This is a genomic window from Kitasatospora sp. NPDC058046, from assembly GCF_042885595.1.
GTDB lineage: Bacteria > Actinomycetota > Actinomycetes > Streptomycetales > Streptomycetaceae > Kitasatospora.
The window spans coordinates 63,890-86,677 of the sequence record NZ_JBHVRS010000007.1 but is presented as its reverse complement, the minus strand read 5'-3'; the positions used below and the strand labels follow the sequence as shown (position 1 = coordinate 86,677).

The 22,788-nt window shown below is 73.8% G+C and carries 23 protein-coding genes; 14 read left to right on the top strand and 9 right to left on the bottom strand.

What is annotated here, in order from left to right; genetic code table 11:
- Positions 1 to 5: 5 nt before the first annotated feature.
- Positions 6 to 1,385, top strand: a complete 1,380-nt coding sequence (locus tag ACFVU7_RS16765; protein ID WP_388045661.1) for a hypothetical protein — start codon at positions 6 to 8, stop codon at positions 1,383 to 1,385.
- 92 nt (positions 1,386 to 1,477) lie between these two features.
- On the opposite strand, the gene ACFVU7_RS16760 is transcribed toward ACFVU7_RS16765, so the two are convergent.
- The 4 genes from ACFVU7_RS16760 to ACFVU7_RS16745 all read right to left on the bottom strand — a co-directional run bounded on the left by ACFVU7_RS16760 (position 1,478) and on the right by ACFVU7_RS16745 (position 4,671).
- Positions 1,478 to 2,551: a M14 family metallopeptidase gene (locus ACFVU7_RS16760; protein WP_380782492.1), complete on the bottom strand. Its 1,074-nt coding sequence runs from the start codon at positions 2,549 to 2,551 to the stop codon at positions 1,478 to 1,480.
- A 14-nt stretch (positions 2,552 to 2,565) separates the two neighbouring features.
- Positions 2,566 to 2,895 (bottom strand): hypothetical protein, encoded by a 330-nt coding sequence (locus tag ACFVU7_RS16755; RefSeq protein WP_049658719.1) that lies wholly within the window; start codon positions 2,893 to 2,895, stop codon positions 2,566 to 2,568.
- Positions 2,896 to 2,989: 94 nt separating this feature from the next.
- Complete coding sequence (locus tag ACFVU7_RS16750) at positions 2,990 to 3,712, bottom strand: TetR/AcrR family transcriptional regulator (RefSeq protein ID WP_380782494.1); 723 nt, start codon at positions 3,710 to 3,712, stop codon at positions 2,990 to 2,992.
- Positions 3,713 to 4,056: 344 nt separating this feature from the next.
- Positions 4,057 to 4,671 (bottom strand): LysE family transporter, encoded by a 615-nt coding sequence (locus ACFVU7_RS16745; RefSeq protein ID WP_388045660.1) that lies wholly within the window; start codon positions 4,669 to 4,671, stop codon positions 4,057 to 4,059.
- 203 nt (positions 4,672 to 4,874) lie between these two features.
- On the opposite strand from ACFVU7_RS16745, the gene ACFVU7_RS16740 reads away from it, so the two are divergent.
- Both ACFVU7_RS16740 and ACFVU7_RS16735 read left to right on the top strand, forming a co-directional pair.
- Entirely contained in the window at positions 4,875 to 5,504 is a 630-nt protein-coding gene (locus ACFVU7_RS16740) for a maleylpyruvate isomerase N-terminal domain-containing protein (RefSeq protein WP_388045658.1), read from the top strand.
- A gap of 110 nt (positions 5,505 to 5,614) precedes the next feature.
- Positions 5,615 to 7,450 (top strand): M1 family aminopeptidase, encoded by a 1,836-nt coding sequence (locus ACFVU7_RS16735; RefSeq protein ID WP_388045657.1) that lies wholly within the window; start codon positions 5,615 to 5,617, stop codon positions 7,448 to 7,450.
- A gap of 68 nt (positions 7,451 to 7,518) precedes the next feature.
- Here ACFVU7_RS16735 and ACFVU7_RS16730 read toward each other — a convergent pair whose 3' ends face one another.
- Positions 7,519 to 8,427: a lysozyme gene (locus ACFVU7_RS16730; RefSeq protein ID WP_388045655.1), complete on the bottom strand. Its 909-nt coding sequence runs from the start codon at positions 8,425 to 8,427 to the stop codon at positions 7,519 to 7,521.
- Between the two features lie 356 nt (positions 8,428 to 8,783).
- Here ACFVU7_RS16730 and ACFVU7_RS16725 point away from each other — a divergent pair, with 356 nt between their 5' ends.
- From ACFVU7_RS16725 to ACFVU7_RS16715, 3 genes are all read left to right on the top strand, one after another.
- Positions 8,784 to 9,362, top strand: coding sequence for a GNAT family N-acetyltransferase (locus ACFVU7_RS16725; RefSeq protein WP_049657166.1), 579 nt, complete (start codon positions 8,784 to 8,786; stop codon positions 9,360 to 9,362).
- 281 nt (positions 9,363 to 9,643) lie between these two features.
- Positions 9,644 to 11,383: a cellulose synthase catalytic subunit gene (locus ACFVU7_RS16720; RefSeq protein WP_338016312.1), complete on the top strand. Its 1,740-nt coding sequence runs from the start codon at positions 9,644 to 9,646 to the stop codon at positions 11,381 to 11,383.
- A gap of 136 nt (positions 11,384 to 11,519) precedes the next feature.
- A complete protein-coding gene (locus tag ACFVU7_RS16715) occupies positions 11,520 to 13,823 on the top strand; it encodes an acyltransferase family protein (RefSeq protein ID WP_388045653.1) in 2,304 nt (767 codons plus the stop codon).
- On the opposite strand, the gene ACFVU7_RS16710 is transcribed toward ACFVU7_RS16715, so the two are convergent.
- The gene (locus tag ACFVU7_RS16710) at positions 13,814 to 14,425 is read right to left on the bottom strand and encodes a hypothetical protein (RefSeq protein ID WP_388045651.1); all 612 of its coding nucleotides are present in this window, start codon (positions 14,423 to 14,425) and stop codon (positions 13,814 to 13,816) included. The two genes, ACFVU7_RS16715 and ACFVU7_RS16710, sit on opposite strands and share 10 nt — an antisense overlap.
- A gap of 126 nt (positions 14,426 to 14,551) precedes the next feature.
- Here ACFVU7_RS16710 and ACFVU7_RS16705 point away from each other — a divergent pair, with 126 nt between their 5' ends.
- Positions 14,552 to 14,782, top strand: a complete 231-nt coding sequence (locus ACFVU7_RS16705; protein WP_049654693.1) for a hypothetical protein — start codon at positions 14,552 to 14,554, stop codon at positions 14,780 to 14,782.
- 112 nt (positions 14,783 to 14,894) lie between these two features.
- Entirely contained in the window at positions 14,895 to 15,464 is a 570-nt protein-coding gene (locus ACFVU7_RS16700; RefSeq protein ID WP_388045649.1) for a hypothetical protein, read from the top strand.
- A gap of 30 nt (positions 15,465 to 15,494) precedes the next feature.
- On the opposite strand, the gene ACFVU7_RS16695 is transcribed toward ACFVU7_RS16700, so the two are convergent.
- A complete protein-coding gene (locus ACFVU7_RS16695) occupies positions 15,495 to 16,481 on the bottom strand; it encodes a winged helix-turn-helix domain-containing protein (protein WP_388045648.1) in 987 nt (328 codons plus the stop codon).
- Positions 16,482 to 16,904: 423 nt separating this feature from the next.
- Between ACFVU7_RS16695 and ACFVU7_RS16690 the strand changes: the two genes are divergently transcribed.
- The 6 genes from ACFVU7_RS16690 to pqqE are packed head-to-tail and all read left to right on the top strand — an operon-like array spanning position 16,905 to position 21,371.
- Positions 16,905 to 18,359, top strand: coding sequence for a glucose/sorbosone family PQQ-dependent dehydrogenase (locus ACFVU7_RS16690; RefSeq protein ID WP_388045646.1), 1,455 nt, complete (start codon positions 16,905 to 16,907; stop codon positions 18,357 to 18,359).
- A gap of 26 nt (positions 18,360 to 18,385) precedes the next feature.
- Positions 18,386 to 18,547 carry a pyrroloquinoline quinone precursor peptide PqqA gene (locus tag ACFVU7_RS16685; protein WP_107418802.1) on the top strand — a complete coding sequence of 54 codons (162 nt, stop codon included), beginning with the start codon at positions 18,386 to 18,388 and terminating at the stop codon, positions 18,545 to 18,547.
- 52 nt (positions 18,548 to 18,599) lie between these two features.
- Complete coding sequence (gene pqqB / locus ACFVU7_RS16680; protein ID WP_049654682.1) at positions 18,600 to 19,412, top strand: pyrroloquinoline quinone biosynthesis protein PqqB; 813 nt, start codon at positions 18,600 to 18,602, stop codon at positions 19,410 to 19,412.
- Positions 19,406 to 20,080: a pyrroloquinoline-quinone synthase PqqC gene (gene pqqC, locus ACFVU7_RS16675; protein WP_049654684.1), complete on the top strand. Its 675-nt coding sequence runs from the start codon at positions 19,406 to 19,408 to the stop codon at positions 20,078 to 20,080. The genes pqqB and pqqC overlap by 7 nt, the downstream gene beginning before the upstream one ends.
- Positions 20,077 to 20,316 (top strand): pyrroloquinoline quinone biosynthesis peptide chaperone PqqD, encoded by a 240-nt coding sequence (gene pqqD, locus ACFVU7_RS16670; protein ID WP_074003662.1) that lies wholly within the window; start codon positions 20,077 to 20,079, stop codon positions 20,314 to 20,316. Before pqqC ends, pqqD begins: the two co-directional genes overlap by 4 nt.
- On the top strand, positions 20,304 to 21,371 hold the full coding sequence (gene pqqE / locus ACFVU7_RS16665) for a pyrroloquinoline quinone biosynthesis protein PqqE (RefSeq protein ID WP_388045645.1): 1,068 nt from the start codon (positions 20,304 to 20,306) through the stop codon (positions 21,369 to 21,371). Before pqqD ends, pqqE begins: the two co-directional genes overlap by 13 nt.
- Before the next feature lie 63 nt (positions 21,372 to 21,434).
- Here the strand turns inward: pqqE and ACFVU7_RS16660 are convergent, their stop codons facing one another.
- Together ACFVU7_RS16660 and ACFVU7_RS16655 are read right to left on the bottom strand one after the other, a co-directional pair.
- Positions 21,435 to 22,031 carry a TetR/AcrR family transcriptional regulator gene (locus ACFVU7_RS16660; protein ID WP_388045643.1) on the bottom strand — a complete coding sequence of 199 codons (597 nt, stop codon included), beginning with the start codon at positions 22,029 to 22,031 and terminating at the stop codon, positions 21,435 to 21,437.
- A 76-nt stretch (positions 22,032 to 22,107) separates the two neighbouring features.
- The gene (locus ACFVU7_RS16655) at positions 22,108 to 22,737 is read right to left on the bottom strand and encodes a histidine phosphatase family protein (protein ID WP_388045641.1); all 630 of its coding nucleotides are present in this window, start codon (positions 22,735 to 22,737) and stop codon (positions 22,108 to 22,110) included.
- Positions 22,738 to 22,788 lie beyond the last annotated feature (51 nt).

Genomic DNA, 22,788 nt, shown 5'->3' with positions numbered 1-22,788 from the left:
CCGACATGCCCACCATCAAGGTCGTCAACATCACCCCGAAGGCGCTGAGCGGCGACACCAACCTGGACAGTGAGCCCAACCTCGCGGTCGACCCGGAGAACCCGCTGGAGATGGTCGCGACCGCCTTCACCCCCGACCCGATGAACGGGCCGCTCGCCCCCGTCTACGTTTCGACGGACGGCGGGGACACCTGGGTGCTGAACAGCGTCGTCCCGGGCAACGGGGCACTCGGCACCGGGGACATCAGCGTCGGCTTCGGCGGGGCGGGGGGCCGGCTCTACACCGGCATCCTCAACGGCCAGAGCGGCGACCTGCAGATCCTGCGCGCACCGGACATCACCGCGAGCACGCCGATGGCCGTGCTCGTCGACCGGAGCGGGGAGGACCAGCCCTGGGTCGTCGCCACCACGGTCACGGCGAACGGTGGCAGCGGCGACCGGGTGTACATCGGCAGCAACGACGTCGCCCAGCCCGGCGGCACCGCCACCGTGGACGTCTCGAACGACGCCGGCACCGGGCCCGCTCCGGCCGGTTTCGCGCCCGTCAAGCTCGACCGGCACACCGGCACGCTCTTCGACGGGCCGCCGGTGCGGATCGCCGCGCACCCGGACGGCACGATCTACGTCGCCTTCCTGAGCGTGACCGCCACCGGCGCGGGGGCCCTGATCACCTTCGACGTCGTGATGACCCGTGACGACAAGGGCGGCGTCGGACCGAACCCCTTCGAGGACCTCCTCGACTCGGCCGTCGGCGACGTCGGCCAGCGCGTGGTCACCGGCCGCAAGGCCCGGTTCAACCCGCACCAGCGGTCGCTGGGCCAGGAGCGCACCGGTGCGGACCTGGCCGTCGCCGTGGACCCCACGGACTCCAACAGCGTCTGGATCGCCTACTGCGACAACCTCGGCGGAACCGCCCCCACCGACTACGTGCTGCACAGCCGTCACTCGGCGGACCGGGGCCAGACCTGGGCCGCGGCCCGCCCGGACGTGGTCAACGGCAAGAACCCGTCGCTGGCGGTCAACTCCGACGGCCTGGTCGGGCTGGTCTACCAGCAGCTGGTCCACAACCAGTGGTCGACGGTGCTGGAACTGACCGCCGACGGCTTCGGGACCACGGAGAGCCATGTGCTGCACCAGGCCCCGGGCGACGTGCCGCCGGCCGGGACGCAGCTGCCGTACCTGGGGGACTACCTCCGGATGGTCACGGTCGGAAGGGACTTCTACGGCGTCTTCGCCGGAAACAACACCCCCGACCGGGCCAACTTCCCGGTGGGCGTGACCTACCAGCGCAACGCCAACTTCACCACCCACCAGCTGCTCAGCTCGGACGGGGTCACCCGGGTGCCGCCGTCCATCGACCCGTTCTTCTTCCACCGGGCCGCCTGAGCACCCGCGCACCCCCGCATCCCAAGGCGCCCGCCACGACCGGTCGTGGCGGGCGCCCTGCTGTCGGGCACTGTGGCTTTCGGGGCAGGGGTTCAGGCGGTGGCCAGGCAGAACCGCACGAGCCCGGCGTCCACGTCGAGGACGATCCGCTGCATCTCGGCCCACGGCGGGTGGAACTGCGTGCCCCACTCGACGGTGAAGCCGAGCACCTTCCCCTGCTCGGGGTCGACGAAGTGGCGGGCGAAGACGTAGTCGTCGCTGGTGCCGCTGGTCGGGTACAGGTGGAAGCCGCTCAGCGGCTTGTACGCCAGGCCGCGCACGCCGTGCAGGCCCTGGCAGAAGGCCTCGGCGAGCAGCACGGCGGTGTCGGCGTCGGTCTTGGGGATGTACTCCGCGTACGCGACGTCGCCGGGCAGGCCGCGCTTGCCGTCGTACTGGCTGTTGCGGAAGTTCATGGCGGGGGTGACCGACTGGTTCTCGTCGTCGCCCCAGTTGTAGAGCATGTCCTGGGAGTAGCTGTGCACGTCGACGAACCACCCGGTCCGCGGGAACTGGTCCAGCAGCCAGCGGACGTTGCGGGTCTCGGGCTCGGAGAAGGCGCTCGGGCCCTCGTAGACCTGCTGGTCGCACGGGTCGGCCGACACCTGCGGGGTGGCGGTCGGGGCGAAGGCGGTGGCGAAGTCGAAGAGGAAGTCGTAGTTGCGGTTGAGGTCGACGCCGACGCAGTCGGGGTTCGTGCTGCCGCCGGCGTTGGCCGGGTCGCGGTTCTTGCGCCACATCGGGTCGGCGGTCTGGCTGAACAGTCGGCCGTCCGGGTTGACCAGCGGGAAGAACACCAGGTCCAGCCGCTGGAGCAGGTTGCGGACCTGGTCGGCGGTGAAGACGGTGCCGCCGTAGCCGAGGCCGGTGCCGTCGCGTTGGGCCTCCAGCAGGTCGGCGGCGAGGTGGACGAGGATCTCGCAGCTGCCCCATTCACGGGCGTGCACACCGCCGATCATCATCACGCAGCTCTTGGGCACCGGGGCCGGTGCACCGATCCTGAGGGCGTGGGCGGTGCGGCCCTCGATGGAGGGCTCGGGCAGGGTGAGCAGTTCGGACGTGCCGGGGTAGGCGGTGGCCAGGCTGGCCACGGCGGACTCGACCTCGGTGATGTTCAGGTACGGCATGACGACCTCCCGGCTCAGCCGGCGGGCTTGGCGGCGAGGCCGTGCGGGACGGCGTCGGCGGCGGCGAACCGGTCGCCGGTGCCGACCTCGGCCTGGGCGGCGCGGCCGGCCTCGCTGGCGTTGCCGATCCGGGTGACGGTGACGCCCTCGCGTTCGAGGGCGGCGATCCGGTCCTCCGGGGCGTAGACGTCGATGCCGACGCTGCCGTCCGGTTCGACGTGCGGGCGGCCACCGGTGTCGGGGCGGGCCTCGCGCAGCAGGGCGCGCAGGACCTCCGGGTCCCTGGCGGTGACGCGGAGTCGCAGGATGTCGGGTCGGGGCGGTCGGGTGGGAACGGCGGACATGGCGACCTCTTCTCGGGCGCCGGGGGAGCGCGGCCCACGGTCGGCTCAGCGGTGCCGGATTCGAGCGGATATGTCCGACGTGTACCTCGTATCCTCAGGATGCGTCGCCGCCGTAGAAGCCGTCAAGGGGCGGCTCGGGCATCCCGTCGAGCAGGCTGTCCAGGCCGCTCAGCATCTCGGCCTCGTCGTCGAAGTCGGAGAACCGGGGCACCAGGGCGCGCAGCCTGGGGTAGTCGGTGGCGGGCAGCCGGTGCAGGCCGAGCCGCAGGGCCGGGTCCGGCTCGTTCGGGTTGTCGACCACCTGGCGCTTGTCCACCAGCAGGCAGCCGAGGTTCCAGGCGACGAAGGTGCGGTAGACGGTCAGCGCGCCGGCGTCGTCGAAGCCGGCCCGGCCGAGCACGGCCAGGATGTGCTCGGTGAGCTCCAGCACCGAGGCCGGGCGGCGGGCCACCGGGACGGCCAGCGGGCGGGTCGCGACCAGCGGCAGGATCTCGGGGTGGGCGTGCGCGGTGGCGGCGAACGCCCGGGCGATCCGGCGCAGTTCGGCGCGCCAGCCGTCCTCGTGGGGGCCGCGGGCGGCGCCGGCCCGCAGCCGGGCGTTGATCTCGTCGAAGTAGGCCTCGACCAGGCCGTCGATCAGCGCCTCCTTGCCCGGGGTGTAGCGGTACAGGGCCATCGACTCCACGCCGAGATCGGCGGCCAGCCTGCGCATGGTCAGCGCGGCCAGGCCCTCGCGGTCGACCAGGGCCACGGCGGCGCCCAGTACCAGCGGGCGGCTCAGTCGGCCCCGCCTCTCGGGGGCGTCCTGCTCGGCCATCTCCGCACTCCTCCGGGTCGGTGGCAGCGTCGTCGGGCGGTCGGCTCGGCTTGGGCGCGGGGCCCGCTGCCGGGCTGGGTCTTCGGCGGATGTCACTCAGCGGATACAGAACCAGGATACAAGGGAGGAATAGGACGTAAACGGGCGCGCGGCCGCGCGGCGGCGGTGCTGCCGATCCCGCTGGTCAGATGACCGGGGGAGGGGTGGTGGGGGCGGCGACCGGGGTGGCGGGGCCGGTCGCGGTGTGTGACGCCACTCCGCACCCGCTCGCCAACCTCCTTCCGGCGCCCGGCCGCTGAGCGCGTCCGACCCGGCGGCGCCGGTCACCACGCCCGGCGCCGGCCTCAGTCGAGCAGCAGCCGGACGGCGAGGGCGGCGACCAGGGCGGCGGAGCCGAGGGCGGTGAGCAGCCGGCCGCGCGGGCCGGTGAGGGCCCGGCCGAGCAGGGCGCCGCCGGAGGCCAGCAGCAGTTGCCAGCAGGCGGAGGCGGCGAAGGCGCCGAGGGTGAAGGCCGCCCGGGCGGGGACGCCGTCCTGGCTGCCGCCGCCGAGCACCAGGGCGGCGAAGTAGAGCACGGTGAGCGGGTTCAGCAGGGTGATGCCCAGCAGGGTGAGGAAGGCCCGGGCGGGGGTGGGCGGCGACGGCCGCGCTCCGGCGGCGGGGCCGGAGCGGCCGCGCAGCGCGGTGGCGGCCGTCCGGGCGGCCAGGGCGAGCAGCACCAGGGCGGAGGCGATCCGCAGCGGCCGGGCGACCGGTTCGAGCAGCGGTGCGAGGCCGGTGCCGCCGGCCGCCGCGAGCAGGGCGTACAGCCCGTCCGCGGTGGCCACGCCGAGGGCGGCGCAGGCGCCGGTGCGCAGCGAGGTGCGTGCGGTGAGCGACACCAGGTAGGCCCCGACGGCCCCCACCGGGACGGCCACGCCGAGCCCGGCGAGCAGCCCCGCGGCCAGCGCCGCCCTCACGCGCGGGGGGCGTCGGGCCTCCGGGGGCGGCCGGGCTGCTGCTGGACCGGGGCCGGGCGGGTGGCGGCGGGTACGGGCAGCGGGCGGGTGGCGGAGACGGTCATGGGTCGATGGTGACGGCCCGGGGCGGGGGTGGCAAACGGCTTTCCGCGGGCCCGGGATAGCGTGGGGCGATCCCGTGATCACCGTCCCGAGGAGAGCCGATGAACAGTCAGAACGATCCCGTGCGCGTGCTGTTGGCGGAGGCCTGGACCTCCTGGGCGGAGCGGGGCGCGGCCCTGGCCGCCGAGGACTGGGACCGTCCCACCCGGCTGCCCGAGTGGACCGTACGGGAGCTGTTCGCGCACGTGGCGCCGGTGCCGGAGATGTTCACCGGGCTGCGCGCGGCCGTCCTGGACACGCCGGCCGAGGTGGCCGACGGGGCCGGCATCCTGCGTGCCTACAACCGGCCGGGCGGCATCGCCCACACCGCCGCCGGGCAGGTCGCCGAGGCGGCGAAGCGGACCGCCGAGGTGGCCGAACCCGCCGTGCTGATCGCCCGGTTCGGTGTCGAGGGCCCGGCGGCGCTGGCGGGCCTCGCGGACCTGCCGCCGGGGACCACGGTGGCGCACCCGCTGCTCGGCAGCGTGACGGTCGGCGCGCTCGGCGAGGTGGCGCTGATGGAGGCGACCGTCCACCTGCTCGACCTGATCGCGGCCGTCGGCGGCCCGCCGCCCGCCGAGGGGGCGCTGCACTTCACCCGCGCCCTGCTGGCGGAGGTGGCCGACCCGGTGGCCTTCATCGAGGCGGCGACCGGCCGCAGCGCCGAGGCGGTGCTCCCGGTGCTGCGGTAGGGCTTCCGTCGGGTGGGGTGAGGCGTATGCGTCTCATGTCATGAGCCTTTCAAAGGTGCGGGTTTGCTGTCACGCTGCTGCTCCCGGCCCGCTCCCCACGAGAGGCTCCGATGAGAAGACTCCTGCCTGCCCTGACCGGCGCCGCCCTGTTCGCGGCGACCGGCCTCGCGGCGCTCGCCACCCCCAATGTGGCGAGCGCCGCGGACTGCACACCCGCCCAGGTGGTGGCCAACGGCGGTTTCGAGTCCGGTGGTTCGTCCTGGTCGGCGCCGAGCGGCGCGATCACCGCCGACACCGGCCAGAGCGCCCACTCCGGCAGCTCCTACGCCTGGCTCGACGGCTACGGCTCCAGCCACACCGACACGCTCTCGCAGTCCGTCACCCTCCCCGCCGGGTGCGGCACCGCGACGCTCGGGTTCTGGCTGCACGTCGACACCGCCGAGACGACCGGCAGCACCGCGTACGACAAGCTGACCGTCAAACTCGGCTCCACCACCCTGGCCACCTACTCCAACCTGGACGCGAAGGCCGGGTACGTGCACAGGACGCTCGACGTCTCCGCCTTCGCCGGCCAGTCCGTGACGCTCGCCTTCACCGGCGTCGAGGACGCCAGCCTGCAGACCAGCTTCGTGCTGGACGACGTCACCCTGGACGTCTCCGGCGGCGGCACGTCGCCCCAGCCCGGCGACCCGACCCGCACCCCGGTCGCGCCGACGTACACCGTCGGCCTCACCAGCGACTCCTCCGGCGGCAGTTGGACCGGGCACGAGAGCGTGACGTTCACCAACGCCTCGCCCGACCCGCTGAACGAGGTGTACCTGCGGCTGTGGGACAACGCCCACGGCAGCTGCCCCAGCACCCCGATCACGGTGACCAACGTGACCGGCGGCACGCCCTCACCGCTCACGGTGAACTGCACCGCGCTCAAGATCACCCTGCCGGCCCCGCTCGCCCAGGGCCAGAGCGGCACCGTCGCCTTCGACCTCGGCATCACCGTGCCGAGCGGCGCGGACCGCTTCGGCCACGACGGCGCGTACAACTTCCTCGGCAACGCCCTGCCCGTCCTGGCGATACGGGACGCGGCCGGCTGGCACCTCGACCCGTACACCAACAACGGCGAGTCCTTCTACTCGGTGGCCGCGGACTTCGCCGTCACCCTGGATCACCCGAGCGGTCTGCTGGTGCCCGCGACCGGCACCTCGGTGGACACCCCCGGCACGGCCGGGCGGACCGTCACCAAGGCGACCGCGAGCAAGGTGCGCGACTTCGCCTGGGGCGCCGGGCCGTTCACGAAGATCTCCGGCACCTCCGCCGCCGGGGTGAAGGTCAACGTCTACTCGGTGGCGGGGATCAGCGCGGCCGACTCCCAGTCGATGCTCTCCACCGCGACCTCGGCGGTCGACGCCCACGCCCAGCGCTTCGGCGCCTACCCGTACGGCGAGTTGGACGCGGTGCTCGACAACAACTTCTGGTTCGGCGGCATGGAGTACCCGGGCTTCGTCCTCGACCTGGTCAGCACCACGGCGCTCACCCACGAGATCGGCCACCAGTGGTGGTACGGCATCGTCGGCGACGACGAGTACAACGGCCCCTGGCTGGACGAGGCCTTCACCGACTACGCCACCGACCTCGCCCTCGGCAAGACCGGCAACGGCTGCTGGAACAGCGTCTCCTGGGCGTCCTCGGCGGAGCGGATCACCAACTCGATGGCGTACTGGGACGCCAACTCCTCGCGCTACTCGACGGTCGTCTACGGCTACGGCAAGTGCGCCCTGCACGACCTGCGCCGGACGATCGGCGACAGCGCGATGACCACGCTGCTGCGGAACTACGCGCAGGCGCACTGGTACGGCGTCTCCACCACCGCGGAGTTCAAGGCCGCGGCCCAGGCCGCCACCACGGTGGACCTGAGCTCCTTCTGGAGCCAGCACCGCATCGACGGCTGAGCCCGGACATCCGTACCTCCCGGACGTCGCCCCCGGTCCAGGCCGGGGGCGACGCCCTTTCCGCGGGGTCAGCCCAGGGCGAGGGCGCGGAGGCGGTCGGCCGCGCCGTTGAAGTAGTTCTGGTCACCGGGGAAGGTGCCGGAGTCGGCGAACTGCCAGAAGGTCTGGTAGCCCCAGCCGTTCGGCAGGGTGCCGACGGAGGAGGCGTAGCGGGCTATCCAGAGCGGGTTGGTGGTGCCGAAGCCGCCGTTGTCGCCGGTGCACTGGCTCCACCAGTTGGTAGTGGTGTAGATGGTGGGGTAGCGGCCGGTGCGGGAGTGCACGGTGTTGCTGAAGTCGCGGATCCAGCTGACCATGGCGCTCTGGCTGAGGCCGTAGCAGGTGGCGCCGTAGGGGTTGTACTCGATGTCCAGCGCGGGCGGCAGGGTCTTGCCGTCGGCGGACCAGCCGCCGCCGTGGCTGACGAAGTAGTTGGCCTGGGTGGCGCCGGAGGAGGCGTTCGGCAGCGCGAAGTGGTAGGCGCCGCGGACCAGGCCGGCGTTGTACGAGCCGTTGTACTGCTGGGCGAAGGACGGGTTGGTGTAGCCGGTGCCCTCGGTCGCCTTGACGTAGGCGAACTTGGCGCCGTTGGCCGCTACCGAGGACCAGTTGACGTTGCCCTGGTAGCCGGAGACGTCCAGCCCCGGGGTCTGGGTGGCGGCGAGGGAGGCGAACGGGGCGGCGGTGCTTCGCCCCTCGCGGGCGGCGACCGTGGAGCCGGCGAAGTCCTGCTCGGGGTGGAAGCCGGGACGGCCCTCGGCGACGGGGGCGACCGGGGCGGGGTCGGCCGCGTACGCGGGGGCGGCGGCGCCGGCGACCAGCGCGGTCGCGGCGGCGAGGGCGGCCAGCGCGGGTAGGCATCGGTGGGCCGGTCTGGCGGCCGCGGCGGTGCTCGCGATGGTGGCCGTGGTGCGGGCGGAGCGGGAAGAGCGGGGCATGAGCACTCCTCTGGTCCGAGCGTGGGGAAGGTCGAAATGACCCGGTTCGGCCGGGGTCTGACCGGCCGTACCGCAGAGTAGCCATGTACCTGGCACCGCCACCAGGCATCTTTTTTCACATGGTGAACGCACGTCACCTCGGTCGGAACGCCATGACCGGCAACCGGCGTTGCCGGTTCTGCCGGTGCGGCCGGCCCCGGGGAGGGGTCGGCGGCGGGGGCGACGGAGGGGCCGGGAGAGGGGTCGGGGGAGGGGCGGCGAGCGGAGGCGGCGCCGGGTGCGGCGGGGGCGCTGTGGCACGATGCCCGCGGGCCGGCCACCACGGGCGGCCCCCTGCACGTGAGGAGAGACCAGCCATGATCGAGACCGCCACCGACTCCGCCCGGCCCGCCGGGGAGCCCGTGTTCCGGCCCGCCACGCCCGCCGACGTCCCGGCGCTGGTCGCGCTGGTCGAGTCCGCCTACCGGGGCGACTCCAGCCGGGCCGGGTGGACCACGGAGGCGGACCTGCTGGGCGGCCGGCGCACCAATCCGGAGGCCGTCGCCGAGGCCGTGGGCCACCCCGACGGCGTGGTGCTGCTCGCCGAGCGGGACGGCGAGCTGGTCGCCTGCTGCCAGCTGGAGCGGCGCGGCGGGCTGGCCTACTTCGGCATGTTCTCGGTGCGTCCGGGCCTGCAGGGCGGCGGCATCGGCCGGGCCGTGCTGGCCGAGGCGGAGCGGGTGGCGGGCGAGGAGTGGGGCGTCGGCGCGATGGAGATGACGGTGATCGAGCAGCGGGCCGAGCTGATCGCCTGGTACGAGCGGCGCGGCTTCCGGCGCACCGGCGAGTTCAGCCCGTTCCCGTACGGCGACGAGCGCTTCGGCATCCCGCGGCGGCCGGACCTCCGGTTCGCGCACCTCGTCAAGGAGTTGAAGGCGGAGTCTGCGGGGAATTGACGTCCGTGTACGGAAGTTGACGGCTGTGCGGAGGCCGGGGCCGGGTCGTCCGGGCGGTCGTACCAGTAGTCGTACCGGTGGTTGACGGCCTCGGAAACGGCCCGTCCTCGGGGTTCGGTTCAGTTCCGCTGGACCGGGTTTCCGCAGGTGATCCGCCGTCAACTCGCTGAGCTGGGGCGATGCGGAGATGTCATACCTCGTTCATTATTGGTCTAGGCCAATGTGAGAGGCTGAGTGCGAACGGCCACGTTCCGTCCGCTGCCCAGGGGGGCCATTTCCGCATGCCCGTTCTCCATGGCACCGCCATGCCCGCACCCGACACCGGTCCGCGCCGGACACCCGCGGACCCCGACGACCACCGGCTGCCCAGTCCGCCCGACGACGAGGAGCTCTACTGGTACTTCGGCCCGCAGCGCCGCTGGGTGCTGCTCTGCGCCACCCTCTCCTACGCGGGAGCCACCGCCACGCTCGGCCTGTTCGCCCTCAGCAAGCCGCTGCTCTGGCCCTTCCTGGTGCTCACCGTGCTCAACGCGGCCACCTGGCTGCTCTCGCTCACCGACGGCCAGCGCGCCCGGCGCTTCACCCGCGACTCGCACGACCTGCTGCTGCGCGCCTGGAGCCCCGCCCGCGCCCCGAGCGTGGACCTGCTGCTGCCGACCGCCGGCGAACCGCTGGCCGTCCTGGACAATGCCTACCGGTACACCGCGGCCGTCCAGTGGCCCGGTGAGCTGACCGTCCTGGTCCTCGACGACGCCGGCCGCCCCGAGGTGCGCGAACTCGCCGAGTCCTACGGCTTCCGCTACCACGCCCGCCCCGACCGGGGCCGGTTCAAGAAGGCCGGCAACCTCAACCACGGCCTGGCCGAGGGCACCGGCGAGATCGTCGCCGTCCTGGACGCCGACTTCTGCCCCCGCCCCGACTTCCTCCACCACCTGGTGCCCTACCTCGACAACCCCGGGGTCGGCATCGTGCAGAGCCCGCAGTGCTTCGACACGGACGCCGACATGTCCTGGCTCGAACGCGCCGCGGGAGCCACCCAGGAGATCTTCTACCGCTGGATCCAGCCCTCCCGGGACGCGCAGGACGGCACCGTCTGCTGCGGCACCAACGCCCTGTACCGCCGCGCCGCGCTGCAGCGGATCGGCGGCTTCGCCGAGATCGACCACAGCGAGGACCTCTACACCGGCCTGGCCCTCGCCCGCGCCGGATGGTCCACCCGCTACGTCCCCGCGCTGGTCGCCAAGGGCATGTCGCCCACCGGCCTGCCCGCCTTCATCAGCCAGCAGTACCGCTGGTGCCTCGGCTCCCTGGCACTCGTCCGCGACCCGGACTTCCGCCGCGGCCCGCTGCCGAAGTCCGCCCGGCTCTGCTTCTGGAACGGCATCCTCGGCTACGTCACCAGCGCGGTGAACGTCTTCGCCGTACCGCTGCCCGCCCTGATCATGCTGTTCTTCCGGCCCGAGGAGATCCAGCCCTGGCAGGTGCTGCCGTTCCTGCCGCCGATCTGGGTCGCCCTGGTGCTGCTGCCCGCGATGTCCCGCACCCGCTGGCGCTTCGAGGTCACCCGGGTCCAACTCCTCGGCGGGCTCTGCCACGTGGTCGCCATCGCGCACGCGCTGCGCCGCCGCTCCGCCGACTGGGTGCCCACCGGCGCCGTCTCCGGCGGCAGCACACTCGCCCGCACCGTCGCCCGGATCGGGGTCGCCTGGCTCGGGCTCGTCGTCCTCGCGGGCGCCGCCGGGCTGGTCCGGGCCGCGCTGCTGTACGGCTGGCGGCCGTACTGGGCGCTCGCCGGACTGCTCGCGCTCACCACCTACACCATGGTCCCGCTGATCCGGGAGCTGTGGCCGCTGCTGAACGGGACCAACGGGGGCAAGGGCGCCGCCGTCGGTGAGGTCGCCGCGCCCGCACCGGGCCGCTCCGACCTCGGGTTCGGACGGGCCGAGGCCGTCGCCGTCACCGCCGCGCTGCTGCTGTGCGGGCTGCTGGCCTCCGGCTGGGCCGACCCACTGATCTTCTGACGGATCGTCACTTCCACTGCAACGCCTGCCTGTTGCGTTTCCTTGCGCGTCGCCCCACCGGCGCGGACACCGCCCGGCCGCCCCATCGGCCCGGCGGGCCCGACAAACCGCTGCCAGCCCTGCAAGGAGCACCGCCGTGTCAACGGCCGTACCACCACCGTCGTCGTCCTCCTCTTCCGCTGATGTCCAGCCCTCCGCTCCGACCTCCGCCGCGTCCGGCCCAGGCGTCGACCTGCTGCCCGGCGTCGTCCGGGTCGACCGGGAACTCGCCGCCCCGCAGCGCGCCACCGTCGCCGAGAGCGGGCAGGCCCGCCGGCGCACCGCCTTCCGCCCCGACATCGAGGGGCTGCGCGGCGTCGCCGTGCTCTCCGTCCTCGCCTTCCACTCCGCCGTCCCCGGCCTGACCGGCGGCTTCGTCGGCGTCGACGTCTTCTTCGTCATCTCCGGCTTCCTGATCACCGGCCTGCTCGTCGGCCGCCCGCTCGGCCTGTGGGACTTCGCCGCCCGGCGCGCCCGGCGGATCCTGCCCGCCGCCGCCACCGTGCTCGTCGCCACCGCCGTCGCCGGCGGCGCCCTGCTCGACCCGCTGCGCGGCACCGACCTCGCCCGCGACCTGATCGCCTCCGCCGGGCAGTTCGCCAACTGGCGCTTCGTCGGCCAGCAGACCGACTACCTGGCCGCCGAACACGACCCCAGCCCGCTGCAGCACTTCTGGTCGCTGGGCGTGGAGAACCAGTTCTACCTGCTCTGGGGCGTGCTGCTGCTCGGCCTCGCCCGCTACCTGCACGGGCGCCGCCGCACCCTCGCGATCACCCTCGCCACGGTGGCCGTCGGCGGCGTCTCCCTGGCGCTCTGCCTGCGCTGGACGGCCACCTCCGCGCCGCTCGCCTACTTCTCCACCGGCAGCCGGCTCTGGGAGTTCGCGGCCGGCGCCTGCGCGGCGCTGGCCGGCCCGGCCCTGCTCTCCCGCGCCGAGCGGCGCCCGGTGGTGTGGTCGCTGCGGGTGGTCGGCTGGCTCGGCCTCGCGGCCGTGCTCGCACCGGTGGTCCTGTACGACCGCGACACCCCCTTCCCCGGCACCGCCGCGCTGCTGCCCGTCCTCGGCACCGCCGCCGTCCTGCTCGCCGGACACGGCGCCGGGCACGGCGGCCCCGGCGCCGCCGACGCCGGACGGCTGCTCGCCACCCGCCCGCTGCGCGCCGCCGGACGGCTCTCGTACGCCTGGTACCTGTGGCACTGGCCGGTGCTGACCATCGCCCAGGCCCGGTACGGCGCCCTGCCCTGGACCACCCTGCTCGCGCTCACCGCCGCCAGCGCGCTGCCCGCCTGGCTCACCCTGCGGCTGGTCGAACAGCCGCTGCGGTACGGCAGCAGCCCGGCACCCCGGCGCGGGCTCGCCGTCGGCGCCAGCGCCCTGGTCATCCCGCTGATCGCCGCGCTCACCCTCGGCGGCGGCACCGTACGCGCCCTCGGCGACCCCTCCTCCGGGCCCGTCGCGGCGCCCGCCGGAGCCGCCGACGGCCCGGGCCTGCTCGCCCCCGGCACCCGGGTGCTCACCCTGACGCCCTCGCTCGCCCGGGCCCGGGAGGACTTCCCGCCCGGCAAGGGCTGCGAGATCCCGCTCAACGCCGACAGCAGCCCGCGCTGCCTCTTCGGCGCCGAGGACAGCCCCGACCGGATCGTGCTGCTCGGCGACTCCCACGCCGGGCAGTGGATCTCCGCCGGCCTCGCCCTCGCCGAGCAGCGGCACTGGGCCCTGGAGGTGCTGGTCAAGCCCGGCTGCCCGCTGGCCACCCTCACCGTGCGCAACAACGTGCTCGGCCGGACCTTCGAGGAGTGCGACCGCTGGCGCGAGAACACCCTCACCCGGCTGGCCTCCGGGCCCAAGCCGCGGCTGGTCCTGATGGCGGGCCTCAACCGCTACGGCAGCCCGGAGGAGCGCACCGAGGGCTGGACCCGCACCCTGGACCGGCTCACCGCGCTCGGCGCCCCGCTCGCCTACCTCGGCGACACCCCGATGCCCGGCAAGGACATCCCGACCTGCCTGGCCGCCTCCGACGGGCGCTCCGACGCCTGCTTCTTCCCGCGCGACACCGCCTTCGAGCCCGACCCCGTACTGGACGGCGGGCTCGCCGCCCGGTACGGGGTACGGACCCTCGACCTCGGCCCGCTGCTCTGCCCCGGCACCGGGCCCTCCTGCCCGGCTGTGCTGGAGGGCGTGGTGCTGTACCGGGACACCGGTCACATCACCGACACCCTGGCGCGGGTGCTGGCGCCGCGGCTGGACAGGGGGCTGCTGGGCGCCCCGGGGGCGTCCGCGGCTCCGGCGGGTCCGGGCGCTCCGGCCGCGTCTGCGGCTCCCGGGTCGACGTCGGACCGGCCGGTGCAGCCGGACCAGCAGATTCAGCCGGTGCTGCCGGGCCAGCCGGTTCAGCCGTAGAGGCTGTGGCAGACCCGGGCCTGGTCCGAGCCGGGCGGCCAGTGGCCCGCCCGCTCGGCCTGGTCGCAGATGGTGTTCTGGCCGCCGCCCGCCCCGGTACTCGCCGGGGCGGGCGCGCCCGACGGGCCACGGGCCGGCGTGCTGGTGTGCGGGCTGTGCCCCGGCTTGGGGCGCGCACTCGCCGAGGCGTGCTGGGCGTCGGGCGTCGCGCTGCCCCCGGCACCGGACGCGGCCGTCGCCGTGCCCGGCCCGGTCACCGGGACCGCCGCGCCCGGGGTGGGCGGCGGCAGCGGGGACGGCGCCGGCGTGACCGGCGACGGGGAGACCGGCAGCAGCCGCGCCGCCGTCGAGTCCGAGGCGGTGGGTGAGGCGTCCGGCAGCGCCGCCACGCTGAGCTCGTCACCCGACCCCGGCCCGCACATCGCCAGGACGGACGCCAGCACGGCACCCGTGCCGACCATCGCGGCCGTCCAGGCCTTGCGCGACAGGCGCCTCGGCGGTGTGGCGGTGGACCACGGCGGTAGCGGATCTGTCGGAACCGGCGGCGGCTGCCAAGCGTTCTGCGGCCACTGCCACTGCCCTCCGGTGGGCTGCCCAGTCATGTGCTCGTCCTTCCAGCGGCCCCCCTAGAACCTTGCCGTGCTCAACGAGCGCGCCGACGCCGGGACATGACCCGGAAGAGGGGTCTGGACGGGCGTTGATTGCCACCGCGCCACATGCTGGGGGGCATGGAGACCAACAGCACGGCCACCCCCCTGGTCGAGGTGGCCGAGTTCCGCACCGACAGCCGCTACCGCCTCGTCCGCTTCGAGGGCCACGGCTGGGAGCCGCTCGCACCGGAGGAGTTCGAGCCGCGCGTCCACCAGCTCTTCCCCGACCTCGACCCGCGCGACCCCCAACGGGTCCACTGGGCCGACCGCCCCTGGGAATGGCCCGCCTGGCACGCCGGCGAGGCCTGAACGCGGTCCGACTGGGCCCGAACGCGGCCTGACGGGGCCCGAACCCCGGTTTGACGAGGTCTGAACGGCTCGGCGCGGGATCGGCACCCCGCGACTTCGTTACGCTGGGCGGGTGAGTGTGGATCACTTCTGGCGCCGCCTGCCGGGTCAGGCCGTGGACACCTGCTCGCCGGAGGAACTCGGCGAACTCGTGCCCCGCGACCGCGACCTCCGGTACGACCGGCTGGCCGCCGCCGGGCTCGCCCTCGGTGTGCGGCGCACCGCCGTCCTGATGGAACTCGCGCTCACCGAGAACGGGCTGCACCCCGACCCGGCCGCCCGACTGCCCGTCTACGGCGGCAGGCGGCACGAACCGGACGGGGCACTGCCGTGCGGCGCCATGCCGGTGCTGCGCCCCGAACAGGTCGTGGCGGCCTCCGCCTTCCTGCGCGGCTCGGCGCTCGGCGAACTCGTCCGCCAGCAGAACAGCGTGCTCGCCCGCACGGCCGCGCACCTCGGGTACCCGACGCCCTGGTCCGAGACCTGGGCGGCGCTCGTCGTCCACGACCTGCGCGAGCTGCGGGACTTCTTCGCGAGCGCGGCCGCCGCCGGGGACGCGGTGGTCGTCCGGGAGGCCGAGGAGACCGGCCGGCCGGACGCGGCGCCGCAGCGGGTCAACTCGCCGTCCAGCACGGGGGCGTGAGCCTCGGTCCTGCCCGCACGGGGTCGGGCCTCAGCCCGTAGCGGCGGCGAGGAGCGTCAGCCCGGCCGCGGTGGCGGTGTGGATCGCCGTGTTGCGGTCCCGCAGGGTGGTGACCAGCCCGGCCGCCCGCAGCACCGTCGCGTGCTCGCTGGCGCTCGCCGCGGAGATGCGGACGGCGGCGGCGAGGTCCCCGGTCGTACAGCCCTCCCGCTGCGCGACGGTCCGCAGCACGGCGGCGCGGGTGCGGCCCAGCAGTGCGTCCAGAGCCGGTGACGACCCGTGCGGCGCCGCCAACAGCCCTGCTCCGGTGGGCTGGTGCGCGGGATGGACCAGCATCGGCTGCGGCTCGGTGTCGTAGATCACGACGGGTGCGCCCGTGACGAAGACGGACGGGACCAGCAGCAGCCCCCGGCCGTCGAGGTGGATGTCCCGGTCCAGCCCGGAGGCCAGCTCGACGTGCAGGACCGGGGCCTCCCAGCGGATCCGGCCCGGCAGCAGCCGCTCGAAGAGCCGCTCCACGCCGCCGTGCAGCAGATCGCGTCCGCGGACCGCGCGGTCCGCGGCCAACGCGTCCTCGGCGGACGCCTGGTACGGGGCGAGCAGGACGTCGTGGACGTGGCCGAGGGCCTCCACCAGGCGGCGCATGAGGTCACGGTCCTCGCCGAGCGTACGGGCCCAGCCGGGTAGCGGACGGGTGGCCGCCGCGTCGGCGAGGTCCGCGCGGATCCGCCCGGCCGGCGTGGCGGCGACGCCCTCCAGCAGCTCCGCGACGCTCCGGGCCCCCGGCGGACTCAGGAAGCCGGGTGACACCCCGTGCATCGGCACCAGGTCGAGGACCATCCGGGCCTGCGGCCCCAGCCGCCCGCGCGCCGTCCGCCGCCAGGCCCCGAACCGCGCCTCGTGGTTGCGGTCCCGCAGGACGCGCACCGCCACGTTCAGCTCCACCATCGCCGCCATCGCCCCCGCGACCCTGGTGCGCGCCAGATCCTCGCCGGTGAAGTGGAACCGGAACGCCATCCCGCCTCCCGTGATAGGGAACTGACGGAGAGTCAGTTTCCGTTTATGATGCCAGGGGAAGCCGCGGACGGGAGGGGCAAGCGCAGCTGCGACGACCGGGGTGCGATCGGATGGATGCGAAGCGCCCGCGCCACGCGGTGATCCCGGTCCGCGCCGTCGCGGCCTTTTCGCCGCGCTGCTGTCGAGCAGGACCCCGCCGCCCGGGCCACGCGACCGGGTCAACGAGGGGTGCGGATCCGGGGGGCCCGACCTACGGTGAGGATCGGGACGCCGGGCGGCCGTACGCCGCCGGTGGCGCCCCCCACCGTTGGCGATGGCCCGCTCGCCGGGTGCCCGCACCGTGCGGGTCCGGTCCCGTACGGAATCGCCGAATCCGGTCATTCGGAAACCAGACACTCGTCGTCATGACGAGTGGGAGGCATCATGAGAAAGCTCCCGGTCGCACTGGCCCTGATCCCCGCCGCCGCGCTGATCACGTCGTGCTCCGACAACGGGGGAGCGGCGTCCGGCGGCACCGCCGCGCAGAAGCCCGCTGTCGTCACCGCCGAGCCCGTGCAGTCCCAGGCACCCCAGTCCCAGGCCGCCCAGGCGCCGCAGACGCAGGTGAAGGTGGTGGCGGACGGGCTGGGAGACCCGTTCGAGCTCGCCTACGCCCCCGACGGCCGGCTCTGGGTCAGCGAGAAGTCCGGGCTCAAGATCACCCGGGTCGACCCGCAGAGCGGCGCCAAGAGCACCGCCCTCGACCTCACGGGAAAGGCCTTCCACAGTCAGGACGGGCAGGACGGCGTCCTGGGCTTCGCGTTGCACCCGGACTTCGGCAAGGGCAAGGGCAGCGACTACCTCTACCTCGCCTACACCTACAAGAACGGCAACGACTCGGCCACGAAGATCGTCCGCTATACCGCGAAGGACGGCCTGCTCTCCGACGAACAGCCCATCCTGACGGGGCTGCCGGGGCACAACCAGCACCAGTCGGCCCGGATCCGGTACGGACAGGACGGCAAGCTCTACTACTCGATCGGCGACCAGGGCCACAACTACATGGCCGACTACTGTCTGCCGAACCACGCGCAGGACCTTCCGACCGCCGCCCAGGTCGCCGCGTCGGACTGGTCGCTGTACCAGGGCAAGGTGCTCCGCATCAACCCGGACGGCTCCGTCCCCGACGACAACCCCGAGCTGAACGGCGCCCGCAGCCACATCTACGCCTACGGCATGCGCAACCCGGACGGCATGGACTTCGGCGGCAAGGACCTCTACACGGCCGAGAACGGCCCGCTCACCGACGACGAGTTCAACCTCATCACGAAGGGCGGCAACTACGGCTGGCCCAACGTCGCCGGGTGGAAGGACGACAAGGCGTACGTCTACTCCAACTGGTCGCAGGCCAAGGGCGGTTGTGAGAAGCTCACCTACAATCCGGACCCGAACACGCCGCCGGCCGAGGTGCCGACGACGAAGGAGACGGACTTCACCAAGGACATGGTCTCCCCGCTCAGCACGTACGGGACGACCGTCGAGAGCGGGCACAACTTCGGCACCACGCCGGTCTGCCCCGACGCCGCCTCCGCCTACATGTGCTGGCCGACCATGGCGCCCGGCAGCCTCAAGGTGTACGGGGACGACGTCCTCGTCACCTCGCTGAAGAACGGCACCGTCTTCCGGCTCTCCAAGGACGGCAAGAAGTACGAGGAGCTCTTCCGGACCGTCAACCGCTACCGCGACGTCGCCCTCAGCCCGGACGGCAAGACGCTGTACATCGCCACCGACAGCGAAGGCCAGCACATGGTCCGCGGTGACGGCGGTACCCCGACCACCCACCTGGCGAATCCGGGCGCGATCCTCGCCGTCCCCTACGACCACACCACGACGCAGTGAAGCCCCGACACGGAGGTGAGACAGTCATGACCCGTCACGAGGAACAGCCCAGGCGTGCCCGGCAGTCCCGGGAGCGCACCACCGACCGGCCGAACACCCCGACGGAAGGCGCCCGTTGGCGCAAGCCGAGCTACCAGGTGGTGGAGGCGTCTCTGGAGGTCTCGGCGTACTACCTCGCCAAGCGGTAGCGGCCACCGCACCGCACCGGTAGGACCACCACTCGAAGAGGGAGGAAGCGCTGTGCGACTGCACGTACTCGGTACGGCAGCCGGCGGCGGTGTCCCGCAGTGGAACTGTGCGTGCCCCGGCTGTGCCGGGGCACGCGCGGTTCCGTCGCGCCGACGGCTGCACGCGTCCGTCGCCGTGGAGACCGAGCCCGGCCGGGTGTACCTCGTGAACGCCACACCGGACATCGCCGAACAGATCGAGCGCTGCCCCTGGCTGCACCCCGAGGGCCGGCGCACCCGGCTGTCCGGCGTGATCCTCACGGACGCCGAACTCGACCACACGCTCGGCCTGGCGCGGCTGCGCGAGGCCGACGAACTGGAGGTCATGGCGACCGACGCGGTCCGGGACGCCGTGCACAAGGGACTCGGCCTCGGCGAGGTCCTCGCGCCCTACACCCGCCTGCGCTGGCGGGACTTCGACGGCGTCGCGCTCGAACCGCTCTCCGGCAAGCGCCCCCGCTACGCCCGGGACGCCTGCGACGGGGACTGGGTGAGCGCCCTGCGGGTGGGCGGACTGCTCTACGCGCCGTCGACCGGCGTCTGGACCGACGGGTTCGGCGAGGACGCCGACCTGGTCCTGGTCGACGGCACCTTCTGGGACGACGAGGAGCCGCGCACCGCCGGGTTCTCCACGAAGTCCGCCACCGGGATGGGCCACCTGCCCGTGCTCGCCACCCGCGACCGGCTCGCCGCCCTGTCCGCCCGGTGCCTCTACACCCACCTGAACAACACCAACCCGCTCGTCGACCCGGACTCCCCCCTCCACGCGGAGCTGGCGGACCGGGGCCTCGGGGTGGCCGCGGAAGGAGCGGTCCTCACATGGTGACGACCTTCGAGAGCGAGCTCAGGGCCGTGCCCGAGCGCCGCTACCACCACCGGCACCCCTTCAACCTGAGGATGCACCAGGGGCTCCTGCTGCCGGAGGAGCTGCGCACCTGGATCCTCAACCGGTTCCACTACCAGCGGCACATCCCGGTCAAGGACGCGCTGATCCTCGCCAAGCTGGAGGACCCCGCCCTGCGCCGGCTGTGGATCCGCCGGATCACCGACCACGACGGCGGCGACGGCGACGAAGGCGGCATCGAGCGCTGGCTGCGGCTCGGCGAGGCGGCCGGGCTCGACCGCGCCGACCTGCTCTCGGGCCGCGGGGTGCTGCCCGGAGTGCGGCTCGCCGTCGACGGCTACGTCAACCTCTGCCGCCACGGCACGCCCCTGGAGGCCGTGGCCGCCTCGTTGACCGAACTGTTCGCGCCGGACCTGATGGCCACCCGGATCGCCGCCTTCGAGCGCCACTACACCTGGATCGAGCCCGTGGGCCTCGCCTACTTCAGGACCCGCGTCGGCCAGGGCCGTCGGGACAGCGACGAGGCGCTGTCCCTGGTGCTGTCCTGGGCCCGCACCCGGGCCGAGCAGGAGGCCGCCATCGCGGCGCTCTCCTACAAGTGCGAGCTGCTGTGGACCCTCCTCGACGCCGTCGAACGGGCCCCGGCGTGACCTGGCGACCGGCCCTGAGCGGCTACGCGCGGCTGCGCCACTGCCCGGTGCGGAACAGCACGCTGCTGGTCGTCCCGGAGCGCATCGTCGTCCTCAGTGCCGAGGCGGCCGCGATCGTCGGACTGTGCGACGGCACCCGGACCGTACCGGAGATCACCACCGAGTTCCCGGTCGAGGGGGCCGACGACGTCGTGGTCTTCCTCGACGACCTGAAGGAGCGGGGATGGCTGCGGTGAACCCGCCCTGGGCCATGCTGGCCGAACTCACCCACGGCTGCCCCCTGCGCTGCCCGTACTGCTCCAACCCGATCGAACTCACATCCCGTGAAGCAGAACTGACGACAAGTCAATGGCTGGACGTGCTGACGCAGGCCGGTGAACTCGGGGTCGCGCACGTCCACCTGTCGGGCGGCGAACCGCTGTTGCGGCGCGACCTGACCGAGATCGTCGCAGGGGCCGACCGCGCCGGGATCTACGCCCAGCTCGTCACCAGCGGACTCGGCCTGACCCGGGAGCGGCTGGCCGCGCTGACCGCGGCCGGGCTGCCCAGCGTCCAGCTCTCCGTCCAGGGCGCCGACGCCGCCTCCTCCGAGCTGATCGCCGGACGCCGGTCGTTCGCGGCGAAGGAGCGGGCCGCCGCGCTGGTCCGCGAGGCCGGACTGCCGCTGGGCCTCAACGTCGTCCTGCACCGCCTGAACCTCGACGACATCGACGCGATCGTGGACCTCGGCATCGCCTGGGGCGCGGTGCGCGTCGAACTCGCCAACACGCAGTTCTACGGCTGGGGACTGGCCAACCGGGCCGCCCTCATGCCCACCCGGGACCAGCTGGACCGCGCCCGGGAGGCGGTCGAGCGCCGACGGCGGCGGACCGGCGTCGAACTCGTCTGGGTCGTCCCCGACTACTTCGACGGCGTCGCCAAGCCCTGCATGGGCGGCTGGGGCGCGGTCTCCCTGACCGTCGCCCCCGACGGCCGGGTCCTGCCCTGCCCCGCCGCCTACGACCTCCCACTGGACCTGCCGAACGTCCGCGACCACGCCCTCGCCTGGATCTGGTCCGAGTCGTCGGCCTTCCGGGCCTACCGCGGCACCGACTGGCTGCCCGAGCCCTGCGCCTCCTGCGCCCTCCGGGAGGTCGACTTCGGCGGCTGCCGCTGCCAGGCCTTCGCCCTCACCGGCGACCCGGGGCGGACCGATCCCGCGTGCGCGCTGTCGCCCGACCACGGCCTGATCACGGAGCTCGCCGCCCGGCAGGACGGGGACCTCGTCTACCGGGATCCGGCCGGCCGCTGAGGCTCCGCTCCGCAGGCCGTTCTCCCCGGTCCGGCCGGCCCGTCGCCCGTCCGGTGTTCGGGTTCAGGTGGTGCCTGCGTGGTCCTGCGTGGCGCCGAGCAGCCGCCGGACGGCCTGCCGGGCGTGGTCCAGCGGTTCGGGGCCGCGCCGGACGGAGGCGAGCAGGACGGCGCCCTCCACCAGGGCGAGGGTCTGCCCGGCGGCGACCCGGGCCTCCGCCGGGCCGAAGCCCTCGCCCTCCAGTCGGTCGGCCAGGATCCGCTGCCAGCCCGCGTACAGCTCGGCGCAGAGCGCCCGCAGCGCCTCGTTGGTGCCGGACACCTCCAGGGCGACGGTGGCGATCGGGCAGCCGCTGGTGTACCGGGAGCGCTCCAGCCGTTCGGCGAAGGCGTCGATCAGCCGCCCGGCGAGGGTGACGGTGCCGGCGCCCTCGCCGGCCAGGGAGGCGAGCAGCGCCTCGACCTCCTGGCCGGCCTGGGTGAGCGCGGCGGCCACCAACTGGTCCTTGCCGCCGGGGAAGTGGAAGTAGAGCGAGCCGCGCGGGGCGCCGGTGGCGGCGACGATCCGGTTGAGTCCCGTCCCGAAGTAGCCCTGCGCCTCGATCAGTTCCCTGGTGCCGGCGATCAGCCGGGCCCGGGTCTCCTCACCCTTGACTCCCATGCGGCGATAGTAGACCGGTCTGCATATTCCTGTCGACGGGCCTTCGAGCCTCTCTTGAGCGATGGTTGACTGATCGTCAGAAACGGTACTGGGGCGGGTAGCCGGTCCAGTGCAGCTCCTCCGGCAGGTGGCCCTGGTCGTTCAGCAGCAGGACGGCGGGCGGCCGTCCGGGCGTGTAGCGCAGGACGGTCAGCGCCGCGTTGGCGGCGTTGACGCCGAGCCACCGCCAGGCCGGGGCGTCCAGGGCCTGCCGGACCAGCCAGCCGACCAGGAAGGCGTGGGTGACGACCAGTTCGTGCCGCTCCTCGCGGCCCGGCACCGGCCCGGTGAACCGTTCGACGGCCCGCCGCGCCAGCACCGCGCCCTCCTCCCGCTCCGCCGCTGTGGTTCCCCCGAGGAAGTCCAGCAGGAACCGCGCGCTGTCGTCGGGCAGTTCGTCCCGCGCGGGCACGTACGGAACGAAGTCCCCGGCCTCCTCGCACGGTTCCGGCCGCACGCCGGTCAGCTGCTCCGCGACCAGCCGCGCGGTCTCGGCCGCCCGGGGCAGCGGGCCGTGATGCAGCGCCGAGACCGGGCGGCCGGCCAGCCGCCGGCCCAGCAGTGCGGCCTGCCGGCGCCCGGCGGCGGTGAGTCCGCTGTCGTCGCCGTGGGACTCGGCCTCGCCGTGGCGGGCCAGGTAGAGGTAGCGGGTGGCGGTGTCGGTCATGCCGTGGGACTCCTCGGGAGGGACGAAGATCATGTCGTCCCGAGTGACACA